Here is a 21,692-nt window from a genome sequence, read left to right on the forward strand (position 1 = left end):
ATCAGGGCGCCTCGACGACGGCCCTGATCCGCTCCAGCGTCGTGCGCATGTCACGAATGTTGCGCCGCTTGCGAAGTTGGCCGCCGATGAGGCCGAACACCGTGGTCATCAGACCCTCGGTCATCCGAAACGACTCGGTGACCTCGGTGCCATCGTCCACCGGAGTGAAGCGGTAGTGCCAGTTGTTCACCGCTCGATCGCCCATGAGCACCTCGAAGCCGAACTCACTTCCCGGCTCACACGCGGTGACGCGACACGTCGTCCAGTAGATGGGCCCGATTTCGTTGCGTTTGACGTGACCGCGGAACTTGGCGCCCAGTGCTGGCCCGGTGGCGCCATCGAGCCATTCCGCTTCGAAGGTCTCCGGCGAGAACTTGCCCGTATTGCGGACATCGGCGACGAGGTCCCAGATCTGCTCGGCGGGAGCGTCCATCGCAACGGTGACTGATGCCTGCATGTCTGGACCTGTTTCCATCGTCGGGTGCCTGGTTGGTGTCACCATAGGCGTGTGACGGACTGGAGCGGTGAGGAGTACGCCAGGCTCAGCGGCCTGCAGCGGTCGATGATCACGGAGGCGATGACAGGACTCGAGTTCCGCGGAGGCGACCACGTCCTCGACATCGGTTGCGGCGATGGCTTTCTCACGGGTGCGATCGCGTCGCTGACGCCGCAGGGCTTGGTGGTGGGGGCAGATCCGTCGCACCGGATGGTGGCCACGGCGGCTCAATCGGTCGCCACGCGCGCATCCGGTCCGTGGTTCGTGATCGCCGACGCACGCGCGCTGCCCTTCGGCGAAAGCTTCGACGCCGCGGTGTCGTTCAACGCCTTGCATTGGGTGCCTGAGCAGGAGCGCGCCCTTCGCCAGATCGCCACGGTGCTGAAACCGGGAGGATCGCTGACGGTCCAGGTGGTGTGCGCGAGCGAGCGGCCAAGTTTGGAGGCCGTCGCCATGACGCTGTGTCGCGAGCCGCAGTGGGCGCAGTGGTTCGCGGGCTTCGAGGCGCCCTTCGTTCACGTGGACCCCGACCGCTACGGAGCACTCGCCGCGGCAGCAGGGTTGACGCTCGACGACGTGACCGTGACCGACCGCGAATGGGACTTCGGATCGCGCGAAGCCTTCCTCGGCTGGTCCGCGATGGGATCCACGGCCTGGACCGACCGCCTGCCCGACGATCTTCGCGCGCCGTTCGTCTCCGAGCAGATCGACCGATACGAGCCGATCGCGGGCGCCCAGGGGCTCTTCCGCTTCATGCAGATGCGGGCCCGGCTCCACCGCGGGGAGACTGGCTGAGGTGAAGATTCGATTCGGTGTCGGGCTCGGCGCGGGCCCAGAAGCCACTCCCGAGAAACTGCCCGACCTCGTCGACCGGCTCGAATCCGCGGGCATCGACTCGTTGTGGTTCTCGGAGCTCGTCTACACCGACGCCGTCGACCCGTTCGTCGGCATGGCATATGCCCTGGCCCGGACGACCAACCTCAAGGTGGGCACGTCGGTGGTGATCCTGCCAGGACGTCACCCGGTGTTGGTCGCCAAGCAGTTGGCGTCGCTGGCCGCGCTGGCGCCCAAGCGAGTCCTGCCGGTCTTCGGCCTTCGCTCCGCGATCCCCGCCGAGCGGGACGTCTTCGTGGTGCCCGACGGGCAGCGTGCCGCAGTCTTCGACGAATCCCTGCAACTGCTCAAGGCGGCGCTGAGCTCGGAAGGGACCGACTTCGCCGGCGACTACTTCACAGCCACCTCGATGGCGGTGGGACCGCGCCCGGCGAAGCCGCTCGACATCTGGTTGGGGGGCTCTGCGCCTGCCGGCTTCCGCCGGATCGGTCGGCTCGGCGACGGTTGGCTTGGCAGTTTCCTGACCCCCGACGAAGCCCGCCGCGGCCGTGAGCTCATCGAGGCGGCCGCCGCGGAGGCGGGGCGCTCCGTCGAACCCGACCACTATGGCATCAACGTCGCCGTCGCCGAGAACGGGCTGCCGGACGAGGTTCTCGCGGCGATCCGCAAGCGTCGGCCCGACGTCGACCCGACCGCGTTGGTCGCCGACGGTTGGCCGCAGTTGCATCGCATGATCGACGGCTACCTCGACGCCGGGCTGACCAAGTTCGTCATCCGCCCCACCGGTGGCGGAAGCACCGACGAATTCGTCGACCGCTTCGCCGCCGAACTGCTGCCGCGGGAGAACTGACCGGGCGGTGACGTTGAACCAAACGCCCCGCTCGAGCGTGCCCTGAGTGTGTTCACTCGAGTCTGAGCCGGATCAACCGGGGTAAGGAGATGGGCCATGAACGGTTTGAGATCGCGAACGCACGCACGGTCTGCCTGGTTCGCGGTGGCGATCGCCATCGTCGTCGCCGCAGTCATGCTGGGCAGCCCGCCGACCGCCAGGGCCGATGACCGCCTCCAGTTCAGCGGGACAACCCTCTCGGGCGGGGCGTTCGACGGAGCCAGTCTCGCGGGCAAGCCCGCGGTGCTGTGGTTCTGGACGCCGTGGTGTCCGTTCTGCAATGCCGAGGCACCGTCGGTGAGCGCGGTGGCCGCCGCCAACCCAGGGGTGAAGTTCGTCGGGGTCGCGGCCCGCTCCGATCCGGGCGCGATGCAGAACTTCGTGGACAAGTACCACCTCGGCTTCACCAACCTCAACGACGCGGATGGCTCCATCTGGGCGCGGTTCAACGTGCCGTGGCAGCCCGCGTACGTGTTCTACCGACCCGACGGGTCATCCACGTTCGTGAACAATCCGACTTCGGCCATGCCGCAACAGGAACTCGCGGACCGGGTCGCGGCGCTTACCCGGTAGGTCGTCGGAGGGCGGAGCGAAGCGACCCGGGAAAGCGGTTACGTAGCGGTGGGGTCCGACGGTCTCGGGCTGGCGTTCGGCGCCGGGCTGGTGGCAGCCCTCAATCCGTGCGGCTTCGCGATGCTGCCTGCCTACCTGATGCTGGTCGTGAACGGGGGCAGAGCCGGGTCCGCGTCGGCACTGAGTCGAGCGCTGCTCGCCACCGCGGTGATGGCGGTCGGATTCGTGACCGTCTTCGGTGCGTTCGGGTTGCTCACGGTGTCGGCCGCAAACGCGGCGCAGCGGTACGTGCCGTACGGCACCGTGCTGATCGGTATCATCCTTGTCGCACTTGGTGTTTGGCAGCTTCTCGACCATGATCTCAGGGTGCCGATTAGAGATCCGTTCGCGGGCAGCACCCGCTGGGGACCGACGGCCGCCCTTGGGTCGATGTTCGGCTACGGCATCAGCTACGCGCTGGCATCGCTGTCGTGCACGATCGGCCCCTTCCTCGCGGTCACCGGCATCGGCGTCGGCTCGTCGAATGGGGGCCTTCGCGCGCTCCTTGCCTACACGGCAGGCCTGACGCTGATCGTCGGCACCCTCGCGGTGGCGGCTGCGCTCGCGGGCTCGGGCCTGGTGGACCGACTGCGCCGAGCGCTGCCCTACCTGAACCGGGTCAGCGGCATTCTGCTGCTGCTCGTCGGCGCGTACGTCGCGTACTACGGGTGGTACGAGTTGAGCCTGATCCGCGGGACCAGTGACGGGCAGGACCCCATCATCGGGGCGGCGGGCCGAGTTCAGTCGATGCTCGCCGGCTGGGTCTACCGCCAGGGCGGCTGGCCGTGGTTGGTGGGGCTCGTCGTACTGGTGCTCGGTGTCGCGGCGTGGTCCTGGCGGCGCCGTGCCTGAGTGGCCGGAGTCGTTGGTGGTGCGCGCCTGGTCCGCGGCCGACTCCGAAGCGGCCAGCAGATGGCGTTACGACGAAAGGTGGTCGGTGTACGACCAGCGCGCGGACCACCCACCGGCCAATGGCCGCCGCGCCATCGTGTCCGCAGCCGACGGCAGATTGGTCGGGTTCTACTGCCTCGGCGACGACGCGCGGGTGCCCGGCCTCGTCGCCGACGAGTCGGTGGTCGATCTGGGGGTGGGGATGGCACCCGAGTTCGTCGGCAGGGGCCACGGCGAGGAGTTCGCGCTGACCGTGCTCGACGACGTCCGTCGGCGATTCCCGGCCACTTCGGTGCGGGCAGTGGTCCAGGCGTGGAACTCGCGGAGCCTGGCGCTCGCCCGACGGCTCGGATTCATCGCCTCGGGCGCCCATCGGTGCCGTCAAAATGGCGGCGAGGTCACCTACACGTTGCTGATCCGGCAGGACGGCTGAACGGTACCTGTGAGTTCAGCAAACACACTTTCCGAACCGGGCGACTGTCGCGTCGCGCCGGCGGTAGTGGCCTGCATGGTCGCGGGAGGTTCGCATTACGGCTTCGTGACGCACCGCCGTGATGCGGCGAACGGATTGGTTGTTGACTTCCCGCTTCGGGTATTCTTCGTGAATTGCGCAGACGTACGGGGGAGGCTCTCCAGCCCGCGGAGCCGCTGACGACACTCAATCCAGACGCCGAAGGCTGAAACTTGCCAGACACACAACGTGATACCCAGGGCCTGGAGCCGCACTTCGAGGACGTACAGGCGCATTATGACCTGTCCGACGACTTCTTCCGGCTCTTCCTGGATCCGACCCAGACTTACAGCTGTGCCTACTTCGAGCGCGATGACATGACGCTCGAAGAGGCGCAGATCGCCAAGATCGATCTGTCCCTCGGCAAGCTGGGACTCAAGCCCGGCATGACGCTGTTGGACATCGGTTGCGGTTGGGGCGCCACCATCAACCGCGCCGTCGAACGCTACGACGTCAACGTCATCGGCCTGACGCTGAGCAAGAACCAGCAACTGGCTGTCAAGGAGCTTCTCGCGAAGTCGGGCAGCCCGCGAAGCAAAGAGGTTCTGCTTGAGGGCTGGGAGCAGTTCCACGAGCCCGTCGATCGGATCGTGTCCATCGGCGCGTTCGAGCACTTCGGCAGCGACCGCTACGACGACTTCTTCAAGATGGCCTATTCGGCACTCCCCGACGACGGCGTGATGATGCTGCACACGATCATCAAGCCCAGCGACGCTGAGTTCGTCGAACGCAAGCTGCCGTTGACCATGACGAAGCTGAAGTTCTTCAAGTTCATCATGGACGAGATCTTCCCCGGCGGAATGCTTCCCAAGGTGGAGGACGTCGAAAGGCACGCCACCAAGGCGGGTTTCGAGATCAAGAGGATCCAGCCCCTGCGGATGCACTACGCCCGCACCTTGGAGATCTGGGCGAACGCGCTCGAGGCACGCAGGGACGAGGCCATCGAGATCCAGTCCCAAGAGGTCTACGACCGCTATATGCGGTATCTGACCGGCTGCGCCGAACTCTTCACCGAGGGCTACACCGACATCTGCCAGTTCACCCTCACCAAGTCCTGACCGGGCTCCGCGACGTCACGCCGATGGCGGCCGCCGGCCAGGCGGTCCCATCTCGGCGCCCGCGGCGTCGCGCCGTCTGGCGGCCATCCCCGCGAGTGCCTCGAAGACCACCCGGTGCGCGGCGTTCACCGTGAGTTCGGCGTGGTCATAGGCGGGGGACACCTCCACGACGTCGACACCTGCAACGTCGTGCTCGTAACAGAGTTGGCGCACCATCCGCAGTAGGTCGACGCTGGTGATGCCGCCGGGTTCCGGGGTGCCGGTGCCAGGCGCGTGCGCTGGATCGAGGACGTCGATGTCGACGGACAGATAGAGCTTGTCCGCCTTGGCGAGCGCCTCTCCTACGGCGTCGACCATGACTGCCTTGAACCCGCGCTCCCAGATTTCCTGCATGGTGTGCCAGACCATGCCCTGCTCCTGCATCCACTCGAAGGTGTCCTGCGGTGGCCAGTAGCCGCGTAGCCCAACCTGAACGAAGTGCGTTCCGGGGACCGCACCCGACTCGATCAGCCGACGCATCGGGGTGCCGTGGCTGGCGAGGTTGCCGTCGATGATGTCGGCCGTGTCGGCGTGCGCATCGAAGTGGACGATGCCGACGTTGCCGTAACCGTGTACGTCGGCCACCGCGGTCGCCGATGGCCAGGTGATGGAATGGTCCCCGCCGAGCACGACGGGCACGATGCCGCGCGAGGCGACGGCGGCGACCCGCTCCTTGATGTTGGCGTGCGACACCTCGGTCATGCCGTGCGGGCAGAACGCGTCACCGAAGTCGACGACCTCCAGCCAATCGAAGATCTCCAGGCCCAGATCCATGTGATAGGTCCCCGGCTCGTACGCCGTCGCCCGAATGGCCCGCGGGCCGAACCGGGCGCCGGGCCGGTTGGTCGTTCCGACGTCGAAGGGAGCGCCGACGATCGCGACGTCGGGACGCCAGGAATCGAGTTGCTCGACCTCGGTCAGGAATGGACGATGACCGAATGTCGCGAGCCCCGAATAGGGCAAGTCGAGTTGCTCAGCCATCCCCGGGGGGAGTTCGCGATGCGGTCTTTGGTCGCCGTGATCGTGGCTCATGGGGTGACAGTACCTTTCTCGGTACCGCCGTCCGTGGCGTTCTGACCTTGACCCGCAACGGAAGTGAGCGCCTCCCGCAATCCTCGAGGCACCTCGCGCTTGGCCCAGTCGTCCGTCGATACGACGACGTACACGCTGCGTCCACGGGCCGCCGCGACGTCGGCTCCGTCGTCACCGCGTCGGAGTACGTCGAATCGAAGCGTGAAACTCGTCGTGCCCGTCGACTCGCACCGGGGTTCGACGCGCACCTCGTCACGCCAGCGGACGGGTGCGAGAAAGTCGATCTCCGCGTGCACCACCTGAACGTCGAGTCCCCAGGCATTGAACTCGGTGAAGGGCAGACCCAGGTGGTCGAAGAAGGCGGTCGATGCCTCGTCGAACCACGTCAGGTAGTGGCCGTTGAACACCACGCCCTGCTGATCGACCTCGGCGTAGCGCGGAACGATCGGCAGCGAGAAGGGTTCGGACACACCGCACACCCTTGCAGCCTCGCGCCGACTGACAGACTCAGATCATGCAATTGGTGACGATCGACGACATCCGAGCAGCGGCCGATCGGATCCGCGGGTCGATCGTCCGCACGCCACTGATTCCCGCGCCATGGGGTGATCCGGACCGCCCGTTGTGGCTGAAGCCGGAAAACCTCCAGGCGATCGGCGCCTTCAAGGTCCGTGGTGCGTTCAACGCGATCGCGCGGCTCGACGACGCCACCCGCGCGCGGGGAGTCGTCGCCTACTCCAGCGGCAACCACGCCCAGGCCGTGGCCTACGCGGCCGCGGCCTTCGGCATCGGCGCTTCGATCGTCATGCCCGAGGAGACACCCAGCGTCAAGATCGCCGCCACCCGTCGTTACGGCGCGGACGTGGTGCTGTGCGCGGCCGGTGCACGCGAGAAGGTCGCGGACGAGGTGGTGACCAGGACCGGCGGGGTTCTAATCCCGCCGTTCGACCATCCCGACGTCATCGCGGGGCAGGGCACCATCGGACTCGAGATCGCCGAGGATTTGCCAAATGTCGCCGCCGTCCTGATGCCGGTCAGCGGCGGCGGCTTGGCATCCGGCGTCGGCACCGCCATCAGGGCGCTGGCACCACTGGCCACGGTGCTCGGCGTGGAACCCGAGCTCGCCGCCGACACCGCCGAGGGCCTGGCGGCCGGGCACCGCGTCGACTGGTCCATCGAGGATCGCAACCGAACCATCGCCGACGGGCTTCGATCGCAGCCGTCGGACCTGACGTTCGCCCATCTGCAGAAAGTGCTGGATGGCGTGATCACGGTGTCCGAGAACGACATTCGTGGGGCAGTTCGCGAGATCGCGCTACGTGCCCATCTGGTGGCCGAGCCCAGCGGCGCGACGGCGCTCGCGGCTTATCGACGCCACGAAACGCCGCAGGGCCCGACGGTTCTCATCGTGTCCGGCGGCAACGTCGAACCCGCACTGCTCGCCGAGATCCTCACCGCCTGATCCGTCCGCGCGTACCGGATTACCAGGCGAGCACCAGCGGTGACGAGACCTTGCACCTGTCGTGTATCGAATGGACCCAGGCGTCCTGTTCCGCGGCTGCCTTGAGACGCCTGCGCCGGCCGGCCCAGCCACAAGAGCACCTGGCCGTCGCGTTGCCAAGACCGAGATGATGCACGGAGACCAGGCCCTGCTCGAACCCATCGATCGAATCATCGGGCGATGTCGCCGCCGGAGCGACTGAACCGTCCACCAGAAGTGCCGTTGGGGACATGACCCCTCCTCCGCCGATGTAGCTGCGAGCTAACGCCGTTCCATCATCACTCCGCAGTAGGCCGGTTTCGGTTTACGACAGGTCACAACTCGGAAAAGGCGTCGAGGTCAATTCCCCGCATCAGTGCGCGCCCTCCATCAAGCTGCGGGCCCCGGCGAGCCCATAGTCCGGCGAACGGGTATCGTCGCGCGGAATGGTTCTCCACGCTGGTGCTGCCCGCGCGTGGCCGCCTCGTGGGTCCGAAAGGGTACATGTGGACGCGGTCCTCGGCTTGTCGATGACTCCGACGTCGGTCGGTCTCGTCCTCGTTGAAGGACAAGACGCCGACGGTGCGACGATGGATCGCGACTCGTTCGCGGTGGCCGAAGGTGGCATTCACACTTCTGAGCAGGCAACGGCTGCGGTCTTGCGCACCGAGGCGATCGCCGCGACCCGGGGCCTGCGTCTGCACTCGATCGGCGTGACCTGGAGCGAGGACGCCGATCTACAGGCCTCGATGCTGATCGAATCGCTCTCGGAATCCGGTTTCGACAACGTGGTCGCGATCCGCCTGCCGGAGGCCACCGAAGCGTTGGCGCGGGGGATCGCCGAGGTTCTCGGATACGCGACGACGGCGGTGTGTGTCATCGAACCCGAGTCGGTCATCTCGCTGATCGTCAACACCAGCGATGGTGCGGTGCAGACGGCGTTCAACCACGCCATCGATTCCGATGCCGCGCTGATCAGCTGGCTGAGCACGGTCTTCACCCGCGCCGACTGGGCGCCGGAGGCGCTCGTCGTGGTCGGTTCGACGGGCGGCTTCGAGCCGATCCTTCACCAACTCGAGGATGCGCTGTCGGTGCCGGTGTTCGCACCGGAGGAGGCGAAGCTGGCGCTCGCCCGTGGCGCGGCCCTTGCCTCGGCGCAGAGCACCGAGATGCCCCTCGACCTGTTCGACGACGGCTTCGTCGTCGATGCTCGCAACGACTCGCGGCAGCGACACGCTCTCGCTGCCCGGAGCGGGCGGAGTCGCGCGTTGTCCACTGTCGGCCCGGTCGCCATGTTGGCCGTCGGCGCCGTCACGTTCGTCGTCTCGGTGTCGATCGCGATCAGCCTGCAGCTGTCACCGACCCGCGTGGCTCAGCCACACGAACCGGTTCCTGCCGCGCAGGTCGAGAAGCCCGTCGCGGTCCGTCCGGTCCTGCCGCCACCGGTCGCCGTCCCGCCGTCGCCGGTCGTCGAGGCCGCGCTCCCACCCCCACCGGAGGCGCTCCCACCCGTGTACGACGAGCCGCCGGTGGCGATCGTGGACACTCCTGCCGAGGCGCCCTCCGACCAGGCTCCCGATGCCGCACCCGTCGACCCAGCCCTCGCCCCGCCGGTCGATCCCGCCCTCACGCCGCCCGTCGACCCAGCGCTGACGCCGCCCGTGCAGGGCACGCAGCTCCCGTCCGACGTCGCACCTCCGGTGATCCAGCCGGTGCCTGCGAAGAAGCCGGGCATCTGGACGCGCATCAAAGAGAAGCTGACGCCCGGGCCCGGCTAGGTTGACGACGTCCCGAGTACCGGCGACACGTGCCGCCCTGCGTCTTTCCCTCCGCGCGACGATCGTGCTCGCCGTGGCGGTCGCCATGCTCGCCGTGGAGTTCACCTCGCGATCAGGGGTGGGATGGCGTTTGATCACCTTCACCTATCAGGCCAACATCCTTGCAGCGGCCTACTACGCGTGGACGCTGTTCTCGTCGAGGGCCGATGCCCGTACCGGGCTGCGCGGTGCGGTCGTGCTCTACGTCCTGGTCGCGGGGGTGGTCTGGAATCTGCTGCTGACCGGGCGCAGCATGGGTTACACGCCCGCCAACTTCCTGCTGCACGTCGTCGTCCCGGTACTCGCCGTCGCCGACTGGCTCCTGATCGGCCGCGAGGCCGGCTCCGCCAAGTGGTGGCAACCGATCGCCTGGTTGGCTTACCCGGCCGCCTACCTTGGGCTGGCGCTGGTCGTCCTGAATCGGGCGGGACGCCGGGCGCCGTACTACTTCCTCGATCCAGGCAGCGTCGGACTCGCCGCGGTGGCGGTCAACGTCACCCTGCTTGCGGCAGGGTTCCTGGGCCTCGGCTACCTGCTGCTGGCAGTGGCTCGCCCAAGGCCGGCTAACGCTTAGCGGTCGCAAACCGAACTATCATCTAGGAAAGCCCGTCATTCGGAGGTTGGTCAGTTGCGCGTAGCTCTGCGATATGTGTTGTCGGTGGCGGGAATTGCGACCCTTTTGTTGAGTGGTTCGGTGGGTACCGGCCTAGCCGCGGCCCCAGGACCAGTTGCCGTCGCGAAAATCTCACCCGCCCCTGGCCAGGTCGTCGGGGTGGCGATGCCGGTGACGGTGACGTTCGCCGAACCCGTTGCCGACCGCGCCGCCGCCGAGCGGTCCTTCAGCATCACCTCGCCGAACGCCCCTCAGGGCAACTTCGTCTGGTTGAAGAACGATGTGGTGCAATGGAATCCGAGTAGCTACTGGCCGGCGCACTCGACGATCGCGCTGTCGGTGGGCGGTGCCAAGACCAGCTTCGACGCGGGCGCTTCGGTGGTTGGCGTCGCCGATATCGATGCTCACAGGTTCACCGTCAGCATCGACGGTCAGGTGGCACGCGACATGCCTGCCTCGATGGGCAAGCCCAAGCACCCCACGCCGGTCGGCTCATTCACCGCACTGGAGAAGCAGTCGCCGGTCATCATGGATTCCCGAACCATCGGCATCCCACTGAGCGACCCCGAGGGGTACAAACTGACCGTCTACAACGCGGTTCGGGTCACCTGGGGCGGTGTCTACGTGCACGGCGCACCCTGGTCGGTGGCGTCGCAGGGCAACTCGAACGTGAGCCACGGCTGCATCAACCTGAGCCCCGACAACGCCGCCTGGTACTACGACCAGGTCAACATCGGCGATCCCATCATCGTCCAGGCGTAGCTGCGTGGAGGTTCTTCGCGGTCGGTGAGGCCGCAACGTCCGCGACGTCGGGGTGGGTGCCGAGCACGCGGTCGGCCGTACCCGCGCTCGTCACCGTGAACCAGTAGTGCTCGTTCTTGAAGTGATGCTGACGGTGGTTGCGCCAAATCGCCCGATATGCCCGGCTTTTCGGCTTGTAGTCGCTGTGAATCAGGTAATGGCACCATTCGTAGCCAAGGCCGAGCACACCGAGGAACACCAGGTAGGTCAGGCCAAGGCCCTGGCGCGGAAAGGCAAGCAGCGCAATCGCCACCGAGACGGGCAATACCCACAGCAGTGCGCGCCACGGGATGAAGATCAGCGGTACCTGCCGGGGGTCGGTGTGATGCTCGCGGTGCTTGCGCGCCAGCAGCGGGTCGACGGTGATGGGGCCGAGACGTCGGGGACGCCAATGCAGGATGAAGACGTGGACCACCCATTCGAAGAACGGGAAGACGGCGAGCATCACCAACGGCACCACCGCGTCGGTGAACTGCCAGTCGCCGAACATGATTCGCGCGGTGAGCGCCCCGACCAGGATGGCGCCGATCATCCACGGCGACGGGTGCGTCGAGAACTCCCGCCCGGCATCGGCAAGCGTGAAGCTCCGGCGTTCGGGGCGGGTCGTCGTGGTCATGAGTTGACCTCCAGTTCGTCAAGGGCGCTGAGCAGTGCGACGGTCGCGGGTTCGAGCAGGTCGCACGCGGCCCGTCCGGCCGCGGCCGGATCACCAGCTCTGATCGCGTTCGCGATGTCGCGGTAGGCGTCGGGACGGCCCACCTCGGCGGACATCATGACAGCCAGCGCAGGCAGCGCAGGCTCGTACGTCGCACGAAGTGTGTTGTACATCAAGCGAAATGCGATCGAGTCCGCTCCATCGACGACGTGATCCCAGAACGTCAGGGCGTGCCGTTGACGTTCGACGGGGTCGTCCTCGGCGGCGAGCGTCTCGATCGAGGCATCGAGAGTCTCGGCCAGCTCGGGCTGACGGCGGAGGGCGGCGAGTTCGGCGATCTTGGGGCCGTTGTGCAGCCGGGTCTCGAGGATGCTGCGCACGACGGTCACGTCGACCTCGCCGGCGCGGATCAGTAGCCGGGGGAGCAGGTCCAGGCCGGCGTGGCGCCGGAAGTCGCGGACGGTGGTGGCGTCCCCCTGACGCACTTCGACGAGGCCGGTCTCGGTGAGGCGCTTGATGGCCTCGCGAATGGCAGGCCGGGATACGCCGAGCACCTCGGCGAGGCGCCGCTCACTGGGCAGTGCCTCGCCCGGCTGCATGTCGCCATTGAGGACTTCGGCGACGATCTGCTCGAAGACGTCCTCGGGTACCGACCGGCGGTTGACGGGTTGCAGTGCCATTCACCCACCATGACAGGCTGATGGTCAGTGGTCAAGTGGTCATACCAGTTGCCGGATCGCCGCTTCTCATCGCAGCGCCGCGGCCGTCGTCTCGTCCGCGGGCAGAAACGCCTCGATGCTGAGCTCCGCGGCAGTCAGGTCCAATGCCGTGCCGAACGTCGTCACCATGCTCAGGAAGGTCAGGACCGAGCCGTCGGGACCGTCCAACTGCAGCGGAACGACCACCCCGCCCATATCGTGTGTCTCGTCGAATCCGCCTGGATAGGACTCGATCTCGGTCAGCAGCCCGGCCAGCACCTCCGAACCACTGACCGCGACCTCGCGACGCAGCCGCCCGATCACGTGATGGCGCCACTGGCCGAGGTTGCGGATGCGAGGTGCCAACCCCTCCGGGTGCAATGAGATGCGCAGCGCGTTCGGTGGATCGAACAGGTGTGCCGAGACCCCCTCCATCAACACGCCCGCCCCGGCATTGGCGGCAACGATGTTCCAGCCGCGGTCGACGGCCAGGCACGGGTAGGGCTCGTACGCCTTGAGTACCTTGTCGAGGCCGTCGCGGACGGCGACCATGTCCGGGTCGTCCAGCGAGCGTTCCGCGTAGACGGGCGCCAGTCCGGCCGCCAACAGCATCTGGTTCTGCTCGCGCAGCGGCACGTCCAGCACCGCGGCCAATCGCAACACCATGGCACGACTGGGCGCGGAGCGTCCGGTCTCCACGAAGCTCACGTGCCGTGACGAGACGTCGGCCTCGATCGCCAGGTCGAGTTGGCTGAGGCGGCGCCGTTGCCGCCACTGCCGCATCAGCGTCCCGAAGGGAGGAGTCTGCACCTGAGCTGTCGTCACGGCCTCAGTCTGACCCGCAATCGCGTCGCGATCCACTACGTCGGAGGTAATTGCTTGCGCTACCTCGCCAAGCGCACTGTGGACGGGACGGACGGCTGAAAGGATCCACGATGCGAACCCACCGAGACGCTGCGACCCCACCGCCGATTCCGAGGTGGCTGCGCTTCGTCCTGACGTCGGACCGCGCCGGCTCGGCGTGGTACATCGGGCTCGGCTTCTTCTTCGCCCCCGCCCTAGCCGCCGTGTCGCCGTGGCCGATGCTGACCACCGCGCTCTGGGCCGTCATTGCGCTGGCCGGGTTGTGGCTGGGCCTGCTGGGCCTTGCGATGGCGACGGGTCTGGCCATCGTGCTGAAGTCAGGGGCCGAGATTCCCGAGGACTACTGGCGCTCGATCTTCGACTACGACCCTTCGCCGGAGGTCGCCGGAATCAGGCTGCGTCAGTCCGCCGCTGACGGCGTTTGCGAGTGTCGGTAGACCACAAATGACCGCACCCCGGGCACTGCAGGTGCACGATCATGCCCTGGTTGCTCAGCAGGTACTGCCAGTGCGTGGCGCAGTTGCGTCCACTCGAGCAGTCGCCGCAGCCGCGGCCGGACCGGCAACTCGGGCACTGCAACCAAGCACGTCGCGAGCGGTCCGCGGTCGGGTCAATCGGCAACATGGCGGACCGACCGATCGGGCAGCACGCCGGCCGCGACCAGTTCGTCGTAGATGCGCTGTTGCTGGTCGTCGAGGTCGGCGTACAGCATGTCGTACGCCTGGTCCTCCTCGGCGAGGACCGCGACCGGGTCCCAGTCATCGCCGATCGCTTCCAGCATCGCGCTGCGACGACGCGCTTCGTCGAGCGTCAAGTCCAAGGCGAAATCGAGGTTGGCCATCGAGGCCTCCTGGGGGTCATTGGAAAAGTGAGGCTAGGGTCGCCTAACTCTTCTTTGCGTGCAATGACCTACGCCACGTTCCGGACGGGATGTTCGTCACATATCGGCGGACGGCGCCGCCGATCTACTGGCGCTCGATCTTCGACTACCCGATCACGTAGCGGCAGACGCTCCCGTGTAGTCGACCTGCCAGTGCTTGATGCCGTTCAGCCAGCCCGATCGCAGCCGCTCGGGCTTGGCCAACGAGGTGATGTCAGGCATCGCGTCCGCGATCGCGTTGAACATCAGGTCGATCGTCATCCTGGCCAGGTTGGCGCCGATGCAGAAGTGCGCCCCGGTGCCGCCGAAGCCGACGTGCGGGTTGGGATCGCGCAGGATGTCGAACGTGTACGGATCGTCGAACACGTCCTCGTCGAAGTTGGCCGAGCGATAGAACATCACTACTCGCTGCCCCTTCTTGATCGGCACTCCAGCGAGTTCGGTGTCTTCCAAGGCCGTCCGCTGGAAGGACGTGACCGGGGTGGCCCAGCGGACGATCTCGTCGGCTGCGGTCCCGGGACGGTCCCTCTTGAACAGCTCCCACTGCTCGGGATGGTCGGTGAACGCCATCATTCCCTGCGTGATCGAGTTGCGAGTGGTCTCGTTTCCGGCCACCGCGAGCAGGATCACGAAGAAGCCCAACTCGTCATCGGAGAGCTTGTGCCCGTCGACGTCGGCCTGAACCAGTTTGGTGACGAGGTCGTCGCCCGGATTCGCGGACCGCTCGGCAGCCATCTGCATGCCGTAGGTGATCAACTCGACCGAGGCACTGATCGCGTCGTTGGAGGCGAACTCGGGATCCATGTCGCCAACCATCTGATTCGACCAGTCGAACAGCTTCTTGCGGTCTTCCTGGGGGACGCCCATGAGGCCGGCGATGGCCTGCAGCGGTAGCTCGCAGGACACTTGCTCGACGAAGTCACCCGTGCCCTCGGCCGCAGCCTTCTCGGCAATGTCACGGGCGCGCGAAGCGAGATCTGCGCGCAGTTGTTCCACGGCGCGCGGCGTGAAGGCCCGCGAGACGATCTTGCGCAGGTGCGTGTGGTGCGGCGCGTCCATGTTCAACAGCACGAACTTGCCCGTGTCGATCTGTGCCTGAACGGTGCCGTCCGCATATCGCGGCAATGCCGTCTTCTCCAGGCTGGAGAAGACGTCGCTGCGCCGCGAGATCTCCTTGACGTCCTTGTGTTTGGTGACGACCCAGTAGCCGCCGTCGCCGAAGCCACCGATGCCGTCCGGTTGTGCGTTCCACCAGATCGGGGCCACTCTGCGCATCTGCGCGAGCTCTTCGACCGGCAGTCGCTCGGCGTAGATGTCGGGATCAGTGAAGTCGAATCCAGCCGGGAGGTTCGGGCTGGTCGCGGTATCCGGCATGTCTTGGGCACTCCTCGCGACGACGCGGTCTAGTGGGATATGGCATTGCTACACCACAGATCGCGGGTACCGAGGCGGCTTTCCAAAACTCACGAGTAGAACGTGTTATCGCCAATCATGAGAATGTGATTAATCAAGCAGCCGGGATTGCGATGTAACGAAGATGGGGTGATTCTGGATGGACCCACTAGCAACATCAGTCCCTGAAGCCACAGGGGGAAGGGTCGGTAGATGAAAGCGACGAAGACGGTCAAGACCATGACAGTGGCGGCGAGCTGCGCGTCGGGTCTCTTCTTGGCAGTCATGGCGACGGCGTCGCCGGCTGGCGCGGATCCCGTGGACCCCGCTCCGCCCCCGGCTCCCGCACCTTTTGAGATCGTTCCGGCGCCAGGTCCGGATGCCATCGTCCAGGCCGCTGGCACCGACCCAAGCGTGCTACCGCCCAACGGAATCCCGCATCTGCCAAGCCCCGATGCGCTTCCGCCGGGTTCGACGATGGTGCCCCAAGACACGGACTCGCCGAACGTCAGCTACCTGAAGGACCTGTGGCAGGCCGTGCAGAACCACGAGATCAGCGGTAGAGAAGCTCTGATCATGGGAGTCGCCCAGCGCGGCATGGATACGCCCATCCCGCAGCAGGCACCCGGCCCCAACGTCCCGATCACACCCGGCGACCCCGCGCTCGTACCTCCACCGCCGGCCCCGCCGGTCGACCCGCCGCCGCCGACTCCGTAACCTCGTCTGCCGCCGCGCGGCAAGCCCGCTCGAGCAGAGCCGACACCGTGCGCACGTGCGCGTGTTCCACCGACGCCCACAGCGGGCGAGTCACCGCCGTCTGGTGGTGAATGAAGGTGGCGAACAGCAAGCCCGCGGGGCGACGCATGAACAGCAGTTCGCCGGGCATACCGACGCGTGAATCTCTGCCGAGTAACAGGGTCTCGGGACTGGCGTGGCGTACCTCCCAACCCAGGATCGCCTCGCCGCACGTCCCGTTCTTCAGCCCGAGCGCCGTCCAACTGGACAACAGCTTCGCCCGCAGTTCGGCAGGTGCCCCCTCCAATACCACCCTGGCCCAACCCTCGGCCGTCCAATCCGGGCAAGTGGCGGTCTCGACGACGAACGCGTCGGCGTAATCCACCCTGGCCAGCGTGCTGAGATCGCGGACGTCTTCAGGTGGGTCGACCTGCCTGACCGACGCCGTGGCCGGAGCCTGATCCCGCCACGCCCGTCCGATGGCCCGCAGCATCGCCGGATAGACGATCAGGTGACGGAACGGTGCGATGGCGGCCAGGTATCCCGCACCGAACAGCCCGTTGGGCTTGACGAGAATCGCCATCTGTCCGTGATGGCCGCCGGAGCCGTCCGGCACCCAACCGAGATGCAGCACCCCGTGCACCGTGCGGTTGGCGATCTCCAACGCCGCCTCGTCGTCGGTGGCGTACAGCGGAGCGAACCGCCCGGACAGCGCGTCGGCAGGGGAGGAGTCCGCCTCGTCAACGACACTCCCGCCCCCACCGCACCCGACGGGCAATCGGTCGCGCAGACTCGGGACCCTGGAATCGATTCCGTCGCTTGAACCGTCCCAGCGGAACAGCCATCCGAGCGCCCATCGAGCGGCGAACAACGCGTGCACGACGGGCGAGGATCGTTCGGCATCCAGCGATCGCATCACGGCGAGAAGGCGGTGGAAGTCACCCGAGCCGCCCGTGGTCGGCAATCTCCACACGTCAAGGACTTCGAATTCTGGTGCGATCTGGTGAATGCGCCAGGGCCGCGAGGTGTGTGCCTCGCGGGGCAATCTCGTTCCCACGGTATCCATACACAACTGTATGCTTTATTCTTGTTCCATGTCAACGCGATACGACCAACGCTGATGCCCGCACCCACGCGGACCTCGCGGGAGGAGTGGATCGACGCCGGCCTGGCGGCGCTGGCCGACGGCGGCCCGGATGCCGTGCGGGTCGATGTCCTCGCCCAGGCTCTCGGAGTGTCGCGCGGCGGCTTCTACCACCAATTCGACAGCAGGCCAGCCTTTCTCGACGAGCTGCTGGACACCTGGGAGCGGCGGAGCACTGACGAAGTTCTGGACCGGGTCGAGCGCGAAGGCGGTGATGCCCGCACCAAGGTCGGCAAGGCGGGCATGCTGACGTTCTCCGATGCCCTGCTACCCGTCGACCTCGCGGTGCGGGACTGGTCGCGTCGCGATGGCGCGGTCGCCGATCGATTGAGGCGCGTCGACAACAGCCGAATGCACTACTTGCGCAGCCAGATCGCCACGTTTCGCACCAACGCCGACGACGTGGAAGCCCTTGCCCTGCTGGCATTCTCAATGGCAATCGGCAATCACTTCGTCGCCGCCGACCACGACGGCCGCAGTCGCGCTCAGGTGCTGGGGCGCGCCACCGCGCTACTCTTCGGCTGAGCTACCAGACGCGCACGTAGTCGACGAGCATGTCGGCCGGGTACGTGCCGCCCGAGGGGTCACCGCCGCCGGATCCCGCGACCGCGAGATTCAGGATCGGGAACAGCGTGTAGCCCGGGGTGTTGAACGGCCAGTCCGGGAGGGCGCTCGCCGGCACGTTGAAGTACGGTTGCGCGCCGTCGACGTAGTCCTTCCAGAAGCGGATGCCGTTGACATCCCACTGGGTACGCCAGGTGTGCCAGCCGCTGTCGACGGCGATGGTCTGGCTCGAGTGCTCGCCGCCGTTCAGCTTCGCGTGGACGGTGGTTCCCGGCGCCCAGCTGCCGTTGCCGTACCACTCCATGATGTCGACCTCGCCGCCGTTGACGGGGCTGTTGTTGGCCAGGTACCACGCCGGCCACGCACCCGGAGTCAGGCAGTTCAGCTTGATCCGGGCTTCCCACGTGGTGCCGATCGGACCGCGGTACTTGCCGAACAGCTTGCCGCTGTAGAACGTATTGCCGTCCTTGGCCGCATGGAAGACCAGGTTGGACTTGCCGTCGAGGTAGACGTTGCGGCGGTCGTCGCGGTACTGCCCGACGTTCCCTGGCAGCTCCCAGAACGTCGGGTCCTCCATGTCCTCGCGTGCCGTCGCCGTCTCCCACTTGGAGGCGTCGGGTGCCGAGCCGGCCGGACCGTCGAATTCGTCCCTGAACAGGTACGTGACCGGCGGGGGAGCGGCAGGCAAATCGCCTCGCGACGCGTACGCGGTCGCTTCGGGGATGGCGACCGCGGCGCCAAGCAGGCCGATCCCCGTCATCAGCATCCGGCGACGATCCATTTCAGGCATGTCGACCATGTAAGCCGCAACGTCGGGCCGGGTGCAAATCAGCTCTTGACGGCGAGTGCCTCGACCCGCGCCGGCACGTGCTTGTGCCACGGCGTGCCTGCGTACGCATCCCGCCACTCCGTCGAGGTCAACGCGTTTGGCGCGACGCCAGGCGTCGTCGACGAGCCGTCGGCCTCGAGGTAGTCGACGCCGTAGCCGTTCGGCAGCGATACGTGGCCGGCCAGCATGGCATCGGAGATCTCCACGATGGCCTCGGCCGTACCCGCCGCGGTCGTGATCTTGGCGCGGCCGCCGTCGAAGAGCCCGATCGCCGTCGCGTCCTGCGGGCTGATCCGGAGCGCGCCGTCGACGTCGCGCTTGCGCCAACTGGGGTCACGCAGGATGTCGTTCGCGGTGTAGGCCCGGCGTTCGCCTGCGGAGAGCACCATCGGGAACTCCACACTGGTGAGCGCCGTCGGCGCGGACCGCAGCGCACGGACGTCGGCGAGCATTTCCGGCATCTCCACCGCGATCCTGCGGTCCGGATGGGTGATGAGCGCGAAGTCGTCGGCGTACTCGTGCACGGTGAACGTCACCCCCGAGCGACTCGACAGGATCGCCTCGAACAGGGCGTTGCCGTCGGCGTGACCGGCGCGCCGGACCGCGTCCGGGTAGGTCATCGCCGTCTTCTGCGCCAGGCCCCACAGCGCGGCGGCCCCGGCGAGCCCAGCGGGGAGCTCCGGACCCAACGTCTCGTACAGGACGTAGGGCAGGACCCGGCCCAGCCCGGGGTTGGCGCCGACGGCGACCAGGAACGCCTGCGCGTAAGCGTCCAATCCGTCGGCGGCGGCCCGGCGCAGCGGCGCCAGCTCGTTGTCGTCGACGACGCCGAGCGCTCGCACCAACCGCGCCCAGATCTCCGGCTCGGGCAGCGTGCCGGGCAGCGGTTCCATCAGCGAGTGGCGAAGGTGAAAGGTGTTGTGCGGGAACTCGAGATTGAAGAACGTCGCTTCGGGCTTCTCGAATTGGCTGGCCGCGGGCAGCACGTAATCGGCGAGGCGGGCCGTCTCGGTCATGGCGACGTCGATGACGACGAGGAGCTCCAGGGATTGCAGCGCCTCGCGCACCGCAGCCGAGTCCGCGACCGAGTGCGCCGGGTTGCTACTTTCGACGATCATCGCGCGAAGCCTGGCGGGATGGTCGGTCAGGATTTCCTGGGACACGACGTTGCTGGGCACCAGGCCCGCGATGATCGGCGCCCCTGTGACCGGCGTGCGCCCGACGCCGCCGACGCCGAAGAGCGGCGCGAACGACGAATGTAGATGCTGCGCACCACGTTTGGCGAAGTTGCCGGTGAAGATCCACAGCAACTTGTTCAGGTACGAGCACAGCGTGCTATTGGGCGCCTGCTGGATGCCGAGGTCCTCGAAGACGGAAACGCTGGCGGCGGAAGCGATCCGGCGCGCCGCCGCGCGGAGCAACTGCTCGTCGACACCGCACCGCTGGGCATAGTCACCGATCGGTACCTCGGCGAGCACCTCGCGGACTGCCTCGGAGCCGTTGACGTGCTCGGCCAGGAACGTCTCGTCGCAGAGCTGCTCCTCGACCAGCACCGCGGCCAGCGCCGCCAAACACCACGCGTCCGTGCCCGGCCGTACGCGGAGATGGAAGTCCGCGAGCTTCGCCGTGTCGGTGACGACCGGGTCGATCACGATCATGGACCGCGCCGGGTCCTTGGCGATCTCGTTGAGCACCACCCGCGCTCGCGGAAAGCTTTGCGACATCCACGGGTTCTTGCCGACGAACACCGACACCTCGGCGTGCTCGAACTCACCGCGGGTGTGCCCGCCGTAGAAGTGTGCGTCCACCCAGTGTTCGCCGGTCTTCTCCTGCGCCAACGCATTCGATCGGTACCGCGAGCCGATCGCCTTGAGGAACGCTCCGCTGTAGGCGCCGCCGAGGTGATTGCCCTGACCGCCACCGCCGTAATAGAAGATCTTGTCGCCGCCGTGCTCGTCGCGCACTCTCGCGAAGCCCTCGGCGATCTCGGTGATCGCGGTGTCCCAGTCGATTTCTTCGTAGCTGCCATCGGGACGCCTGCGCAGCGGCGAGGTCAACCGGTTGCGGCTGTTCTGATAGTGATCGAGCTGCAGCGCCTTGTAGCACGTGTAGCCATGCGACGCGGGATGCTCTATGACGACGCGGAACTTGACCAGCCTGCGGTCGTCGACATTCACCACCACGCCGCAGTTGCACTCGCAGAGGATGCACGCGGTCGGTTGCCATTCCTCGGTCATCGATTGCTCCCCATCTCGGCCTGCAGTAACGCCCGCAGTTGGCGGTGCGTCGAATCCAGTGGTCCCACGTCACGGGTCGCCCTTGCGATCACGATGGCGCCCTCGATCGCGGCGGTGACGAGTACGGACAGTTCCCGCGCGCGATCCCTGGCGACCCCGTCGTCGACGAGCCTTTCGGCGATCAGGTCGGTCCAGCGCACGAACGCCGCTCCGGCCCGCTCGAGGACGGCGCCGTTGTCGTCCTTGGCAGGGTCGCCCGCCTCGATCGCGACGGCCACCACGGGGCATCCCGCGCGGTAGTCGGTCTTGGTCAGCTGCTTCCGAAAATCCGCGGCCACGGCGTCGAGAACGTCGAGACCAGTTGCTGCACCGGCGATTTGGGCGGCAACGTGATCGCTGGCGAGGTCGACGGCTTCACGAAGCAGTTGGGCGCGCCCGCCGGGAAAGTAGTGATAGGCCGAGCCGCGTGGCGCGCCGCTGTGCTCAAGCACGTCCGAGATCGCCGTTGAGTGGGCGCCGCGCTCGCGGATCAGCACCGCAGCGGAGGCAACCATTCGTTCGCGGGGCGTCGACATTATGTAGAGCAGCATACATAGCGTCGCTCCCGCCGAACAGACGCAA

26 protein-coding genes are annotated in these 21,692 nt (G+C 66.9%); 13 read left to right on the forward strand and 13 right to left on the reverse strand.

Translation table 11 applies throughout. The features are described from left to right. Position 1 precedes the first annotated feature (1 nt). Complete coding sequence (locus QOD90_RS00975; protein WP_526345767.1) at positions 2–457, reverse strand: SRPBCC family protein; 456 nt, start codon at positions 455–457, stop codon at positions 2–4. A gap of 51 nt (positions 458–508) precedes the next feature. On the opposite strand from QOD90_RS00975, the gene QOD90_RS00980 reads away from it, so the two are divergent. The 6 genes from QOD90_RS00980 to QOD90_RS01005 all read left to right on the forward strand — a co-directional run bounded on the left by QOD90_RS00980 (position 509) and on the right by QOD90_RS01005 (position 5,291). Continuing rightward, a complete protein-coding gene (locus tag QOD90_RS00980) occupies positions 509–1,291 on the forward strand; it encodes a class I SAM-dependent methyltransferase (protein WP_526345769.1) in 783 nt (260 codons plus the stop codon). Position 1,292: 1 nt separating this feature from the next. Continuing rightward, a complete protein-coding gene (locus QOD90_RS00985; RefSeq protein ID WP_526345771.1) occupies positions 1,293–2,180 on the forward strand; it encodes a TIGR03854 family LLM class F420-dependent oxidoreductase in 888 nt (295 codons plus the stop codon). A 174-nt stretch (positions 2,181–2,354) separates the two neighbouring features. Beyond that, positions 2,355–2,792 carry a redoxin domain-containing protein gene (locus QOD90_RS00990; protein ID WP_526345826.1) on the forward strand — a complete coding sequence of 146 codons (438 nt, stop codon included), beginning with the start codon at positions 2,355–2,357 and terminating at the stop codon, positions 2,790–2,792. A gap of 48 nt (positions 2,793–2,840) precedes the next feature. Next, the gene (locus QOD90_RS00995) at positions 2,841–3,683 is read left to right on the forward strand and encodes a cytochrome c biogenesis CcdA family protein (protein WP_526345773.1); all 843 of its coding nucleotides are present in this window, start codon (positions 2,841–2,843) and stop codon (positions 3,681–3,683) included. After that, entirely contained in the window at positions 3,676–4,155 is a 480-nt protein-coding gene (locus QOD90_RS01000) for a GNAT family N-acetyltransferase (protein ID WP_526345775.1), read from the forward strand. Before QOD90_RS00995 ends, QOD90_RS01000 begins: the two co-directional genes overlap by 8 nt. 251 nt (positions 4,156–4,406) lie before the next feature. Then, complete coding sequence (locus tag QOD90_RS01005) at positions 4,407–5,291, forward strand: cyclopropane mycolic acid synthase family methyltransferase (RefSeq protein WP_526345777.1); 885 nt, start codon at positions 4,407–4,409, stop codon at positions 5,289–5,291. Positions 5,292–5,306: 15 nt separating this feature from the next. Here the strand turns inward: QOD90_RS01005 and speB are convergent, their stop codons facing one another. Beyond that, positions 5,307–6,362: an agmatinase gene (gene speB, locus QOD90_RS01010; RefSeq protein WP_526345779.1), complete on the reverse strand. Its 1,056-nt coding sequence runs from the start codon at positions 6,360–6,362 to the stop codon at positions 5,307–5,309. After that, a complete protein-coding gene (locus QOD90_RS01015) occupies positions 6,359–6,832 on the reverse strand; it encodes an acyl-CoA thioesterase (protein WP_526345781.1) in 474 nt (157 codons plus the stop codon). The genes speB and QOD90_RS01015 overlap by 4 nt, the downstream gene beginning before the upstream one ends. A gap of 44 nt (positions 6,833–6,876) precedes the next feature. Between QOD90_RS01015 and QOD90_RS01020 the strand changes: the two genes are divergently transcribed. After that, positions 6,877–7,824 (forward strand): threonine ammonia-lyase, encoded by a 948-nt coding sequence (locus tag QOD90_RS01020; RefSeq protein WP_526345783.1) that lies wholly within the window; start codon positions 6,877–6,879, stop codon positions 7,822–7,824. A gap of 19 nt (positions 7,825–7,843) precedes the next feature. Here the strand turns inward: QOD90_RS01020 and QOD90_RS01025 are convergent, their stop codons facing one another. Continuing rightward, a complete protein-coding gene (locus QOD90_RS01025) occupies positions 7,844–8,095 on the reverse strand; it encodes a hypothetical protein (RefSeq protein WP_526345785.1) in 252 nt (83 codons plus the stop codon). Positions 8,096–8,348: 253 nt separating this feature from the next. On the opposite strand from QOD90_RS01025, the gene QOD90_RS01030 reads away from it, so the two are divergent. The 3 genes from QOD90_RS01030 to QOD90_RS01040 are packed head-to-tail and all read left to right on the forward strand — an operon-like array spanning position 8,349 to position 11,034. Continuing rightward, positions 8,349–9,620: a DUF7159 family protein gene (locus tag QOD90_RS01030; RefSeq protein WP_526345787.1), complete on the forward strand. Its 1,272-nt coding sequence runs from the start codon at positions 8,349–8,351 to the stop codon at positions 9,618–9,620. A 37-nt stretch (positions 9,621–9,657) separates the two neighbouring features. Beyond that, a complete protein-coding gene (locus QOD90_RS01035; protein WP_526345828.1) occupies positions 9,658–10,233 on the forward strand; it encodes a Pr6Pr family membrane protein in 576 nt (191 codons plus the stop codon). 54 nt (positions 10,234–10,287) lie between these two features. After that, positions 10,288–11,034, forward strand: coding sequence for a L,D-transpeptidase (locus tag QOD90_RS01040; RefSeq protein WP_526345789.1), 747 nt, complete (start codon positions 10,288–10,290; stop codon positions 11,032–11,034). On the opposite strand, the gene QOD90_RS01045 is transcribed toward QOD90_RS01040, so the two are convergent. The 3 genes from QOD90_RS01045 to QOD90_RS01055 all read right to left on the reverse strand — a co-directional run bounded on the left by QOD90_RS01045 (position 11,018) and on the right by QOD90_RS01055 (position 13,209). After that, positions 11,018–11,689, reverse strand: a complete 672-nt coding sequence (locus QOD90_RS01045) for a sterol desaturase family protein (protein ID WP_526345791.1) — start codon at positions 11,687–11,689, stop codon at positions 11,018–11,020. The genes QOD90_RS01040 and QOD90_RS01045 overlap by 17 nt on opposite strands. Next, positions 11,686–12,408 carry a FadR/GntR family transcriptional regulator gene (locus QOD90_RS01050; protein ID WP_526345793.1) on the reverse strand — a complete coding sequence of 241 codons (723 nt, stop codon included), beginning with the start codon at positions 12,406–12,408 and terminating at the stop codon, positions 11,686–11,688. Before QOD90_RS01050 ends, QOD90_RS01045 begins: the two co-directional genes overlap by 4 nt. Positions 12,409–12,474: 66 nt before the next feature. Continuing rightward, positions 12,475–13,209: a helix-turn-helix transcriptional regulator gene (locus QOD90_RS01055; protein ID WP_526345830.1), complete on the reverse strand. Its 735-nt coding sequence runs from the start codon at positions 13,207–13,209 to the stop codon at positions 12,475–12,477. Positions 13,210–13,361: 152 nt separating this feature from the next. On the opposite strand from QOD90_RS01055, the gene QOD90_RS01060 reads away from it, so the two are divergent. Then, a complete protein-coding gene (locus tag QOD90_RS01060; protein WP_526345795.1) occupies positions 13,362–13,727 on the forward strand; it encodes a hypothetical protein in 366 nt (121 codons plus the stop codon). A 173-nt stretch (positions 13,728–13,900) separates the two neighbouring features. Here QOD90_RS01060 and QOD90_RS01065 read toward each other — a convergent pair whose 3' ends face one another. Both QOD90_RS01065 and QOD90_RS01070 read right to left on the reverse strand, forming a co-directional pair. Further along, on the reverse strand, positions 13,901–14,131 hold the full coding sequence (locus tag QOD90_RS01065; protein ID WP_526345797.1) for a DUF6400 family protein: 231 nt from the start codon (positions 14,129–14,131) through the stop codon (positions 13,901–13,903). A 153-nt stretch (positions 14,132–14,284) separates the two neighbouring features. Beyond that, the gene (locus tag QOD90_RS01070; RefSeq protein ID WP_526345799.1) at positions 14,285–15,544 is read right to left on the reverse strand and encodes a cytochrome P450; all 1,260 of its coding nucleotides are present in this window, start codon (positions 15,542–15,544) and stop codon (positions 14,285–14,287) included. 231 nt (positions 15,545–15,775) lie between these two features. On the opposite strand from QOD90_RS01070, the gene QOD90_RS01075 reads away from it, so the two are divergent. Continuing rightward, positions 15,776–16,279 (forward strand): hypothetical protein, encoded by a 504-nt coding sequence (locus QOD90_RS01075; protein WP_526345801.1) that lies wholly within the window; start codon positions 15,776–15,778, stop codon positions 16,277–16,279. Here the strand turns inward: QOD90_RS01075 and QOD90_RS01080 are convergent. Next, entirely contained in the window at positions 16,206–17,354 is a 1,149-nt protein-coding gene (locus QOD90_RS01080) for a DUF2867 domain-containing protein (RefSeq protein WP_526345803.1), read from the reverse strand. The two genes, QOD90_RS01075 and QOD90_RS01080, sit on opposite strands and share 74 nt — an antisense overlap. A gap of 63 nt (positions 17,355–17,417) precedes the next feature. Between QOD90_RS01080 and QOD90_RS01085 the strand changes: the two genes are divergently transcribed. Beyond that, positions 17,418–17,966: a TetR/AcrR family transcriptional regulator gene (locus tag QOD90_RS01085; protein ID WP_526345805.1), complete on the forward strand. Its 549-nt coding sequence runs from the start codon at positions 17,418–17,420 to the stop codon at positions 17,964–17,966. A gap of 1 nt (position 17,967) precedes the next feature. Here QOD90_RS01085 and QOD90_RS01090 read toward each other — a convergent pair whose 3' ends face one another. From QOD90_RS01090 to QOD90_RS01100, 3 genes are read right to left on the reverse strand one after another with little or no spacing between them, the layout of a single operon-like run. Then, entirely contained in the window at positions 17,968–18,795 is an 828-nt protein-coding gene (locus tag QOD90_RS01090; protein ID WP_526345807.1) for a glycoside hydrolase family 16 protein, read from the reverse strand. Positions 18,796–18,833: 38 nt separating this feature from the next. Beyond that, a complete protein-coding gene (locus QOD90_RS01095) occupies positions 18,834–21,071 on the reverse strand; it encodes a molybdopterin-dependent oxidoreductase (RefSeq protein WP_526345809.1) in 2,238 nt (745 codons plus the stop codon). Then, positions 21,068–21,646 carry a TetR/AcrR family transcriptional regulator gene (locus QOD90_RS01100; protein WP_526345832.1) on the reverse strand — a complete coding sequence of 193 codons (579 nt, stop codon included), beginning with the start codon at positions 21,644–21,646 and terminating at the stop codon, positions 21,068–21,070. Before QOD90_RS01100 ends, QOD90_RS01095 begins: the two co-directional genes overlap by 4 nt. Positions 21,647–21,692 lie beyond the last annotated feature (46 nt).

It is taken from the genome of Mycobacterium sp. (assembly GCF_032161845.1).
In the GTDB taxonomy this organism is placed as follows: domain Bacteria; phylum Actinomycetota; class Actinomycetes; order Mycobacteriales; family Mycobacteriaceae; genus Mycobacterium.

What these genes read in the sequence shown, in the direction of transcription:
- QOD90_RS01100 (WP_526345832.1), bottom strand. Translation starts at nt 21,646, where the DNA reads ATGTCGACGCCCCGCGAACGAATGGTTGCCTCCGCTGCGGTGCTGATC.
- QOD90_RS01055 (WP_526345830.1), bottom strand. Translation starts at nt 13,209, where the DNA reads ATGCGGCAGTGGCGGCAACGGCGCCGCCTCAGCCAACTCGACCTGGCG.
- QOD90_RS01065 (WP_526345797.1), bottom strand. Translation starts at nt 14,131, where the DNA reads ATGGCCAACCTCGATTTCGCCTTGGACTTGACGCTCGACGAAGCGCGT.
- QOD90_RS01085 (WP_526345805.1), top strand. Translation starts at nt 17,418, where the DNA reads ATGCCCGCACCCACGCGGACCTCGCGGGAGGAGTGGATCGACGCCGGC.
- QOD90_RS00975 (WP_526345767.1), bottom strand. Translation starts at nt 457, where the DNA reads ATGCAGGCATCAGTCACCGTTGCGATGGACGCTCCCGCCGAGCAGATC.
- QOD90_RS01095 (WP_526345809.1), bottom strand. Translation starts at nt 21,071, where the DNA reads ATGACCGAGGAATGGCAACCGACCGCGTGCATCCTCTGCGAGTGCAAC.
- QOD90_RS01075 (WP_526345801.1), top strand. Translation starts at nt 15,776, where the DNA reads ATGAAAGCGACGAAGACGGTCAAGACCATGACAGTGGCGGCGAGCTGC.
- QOD90_RS01060 (WP_526345795.1), top strand. Translation starts at nt 13,362, where the DNA reads ATGCGAACCCACCGAGACGCTGCGACCCCACCGCCGATTCCGAGGTGG.
- QOD90_RS00990 (WP_526345826.1), top strand. Translation starts at nt 2,355, where the DNA reads ATGCTGGGCAGCCCGCCGACCGCCAGGGCCGATGACCGCCTCCAGTTC.
- QOD90_RS01025 (WP_526345785.1), bottom strand. Translation starts at nt 8,095, where the DNA reads ATGTCCCCAACGGCACTTCTGGTGGACGGTTCAGTCGCTCCGGCGGCG.
- QOD90_RS01020 (WP_526345783.1), top strand. Translation starts at nt 6,877, where the DNA reads ATGCAATTGGTGACGATCGACGACATCCGAGCAGCGGCCGATCGGATC.
- QOD90_RS01070 (WP_526345799.1), bottom strand. Translation starts at nt 15,544, where the DNA reads ATGCCGGATACCGCGACCAGCCCGAACCTCCCGGCTGGATTCGACTTC.
- QOD90_RS01050 (WP_526345793.1), bottom strand. Translation starts at nt 12,408, where the DNA reads ATGGCACTGCAACCCGTCAACCGCCGGTCGGTACCCGAGGACGTCTTC.
- speB (WP_526345779.1), bottom strand. Translation starts at nt 6,362, where the DNA reads ATGAGCCACGATCACGGCGACCAAAGACCGCATCGCGAACTCCCCCCG.
- QOD90_RS01045 (WP_526345791.1), bottom strand. Translation starts at nt 11,689, where the DNA reads ATGACCACGACGACCCGCCCCGAACGCCGGAGCTTCACGCTTGCCGAT.
- QOD90_RS01090 (WP_526345807.1), bottom strand. Translation starts at nt 18,795, where the DNA reads ATGCCTGAAATGGATCGTCGCCGGATGCTGATGACGGGGATCGGCCTG.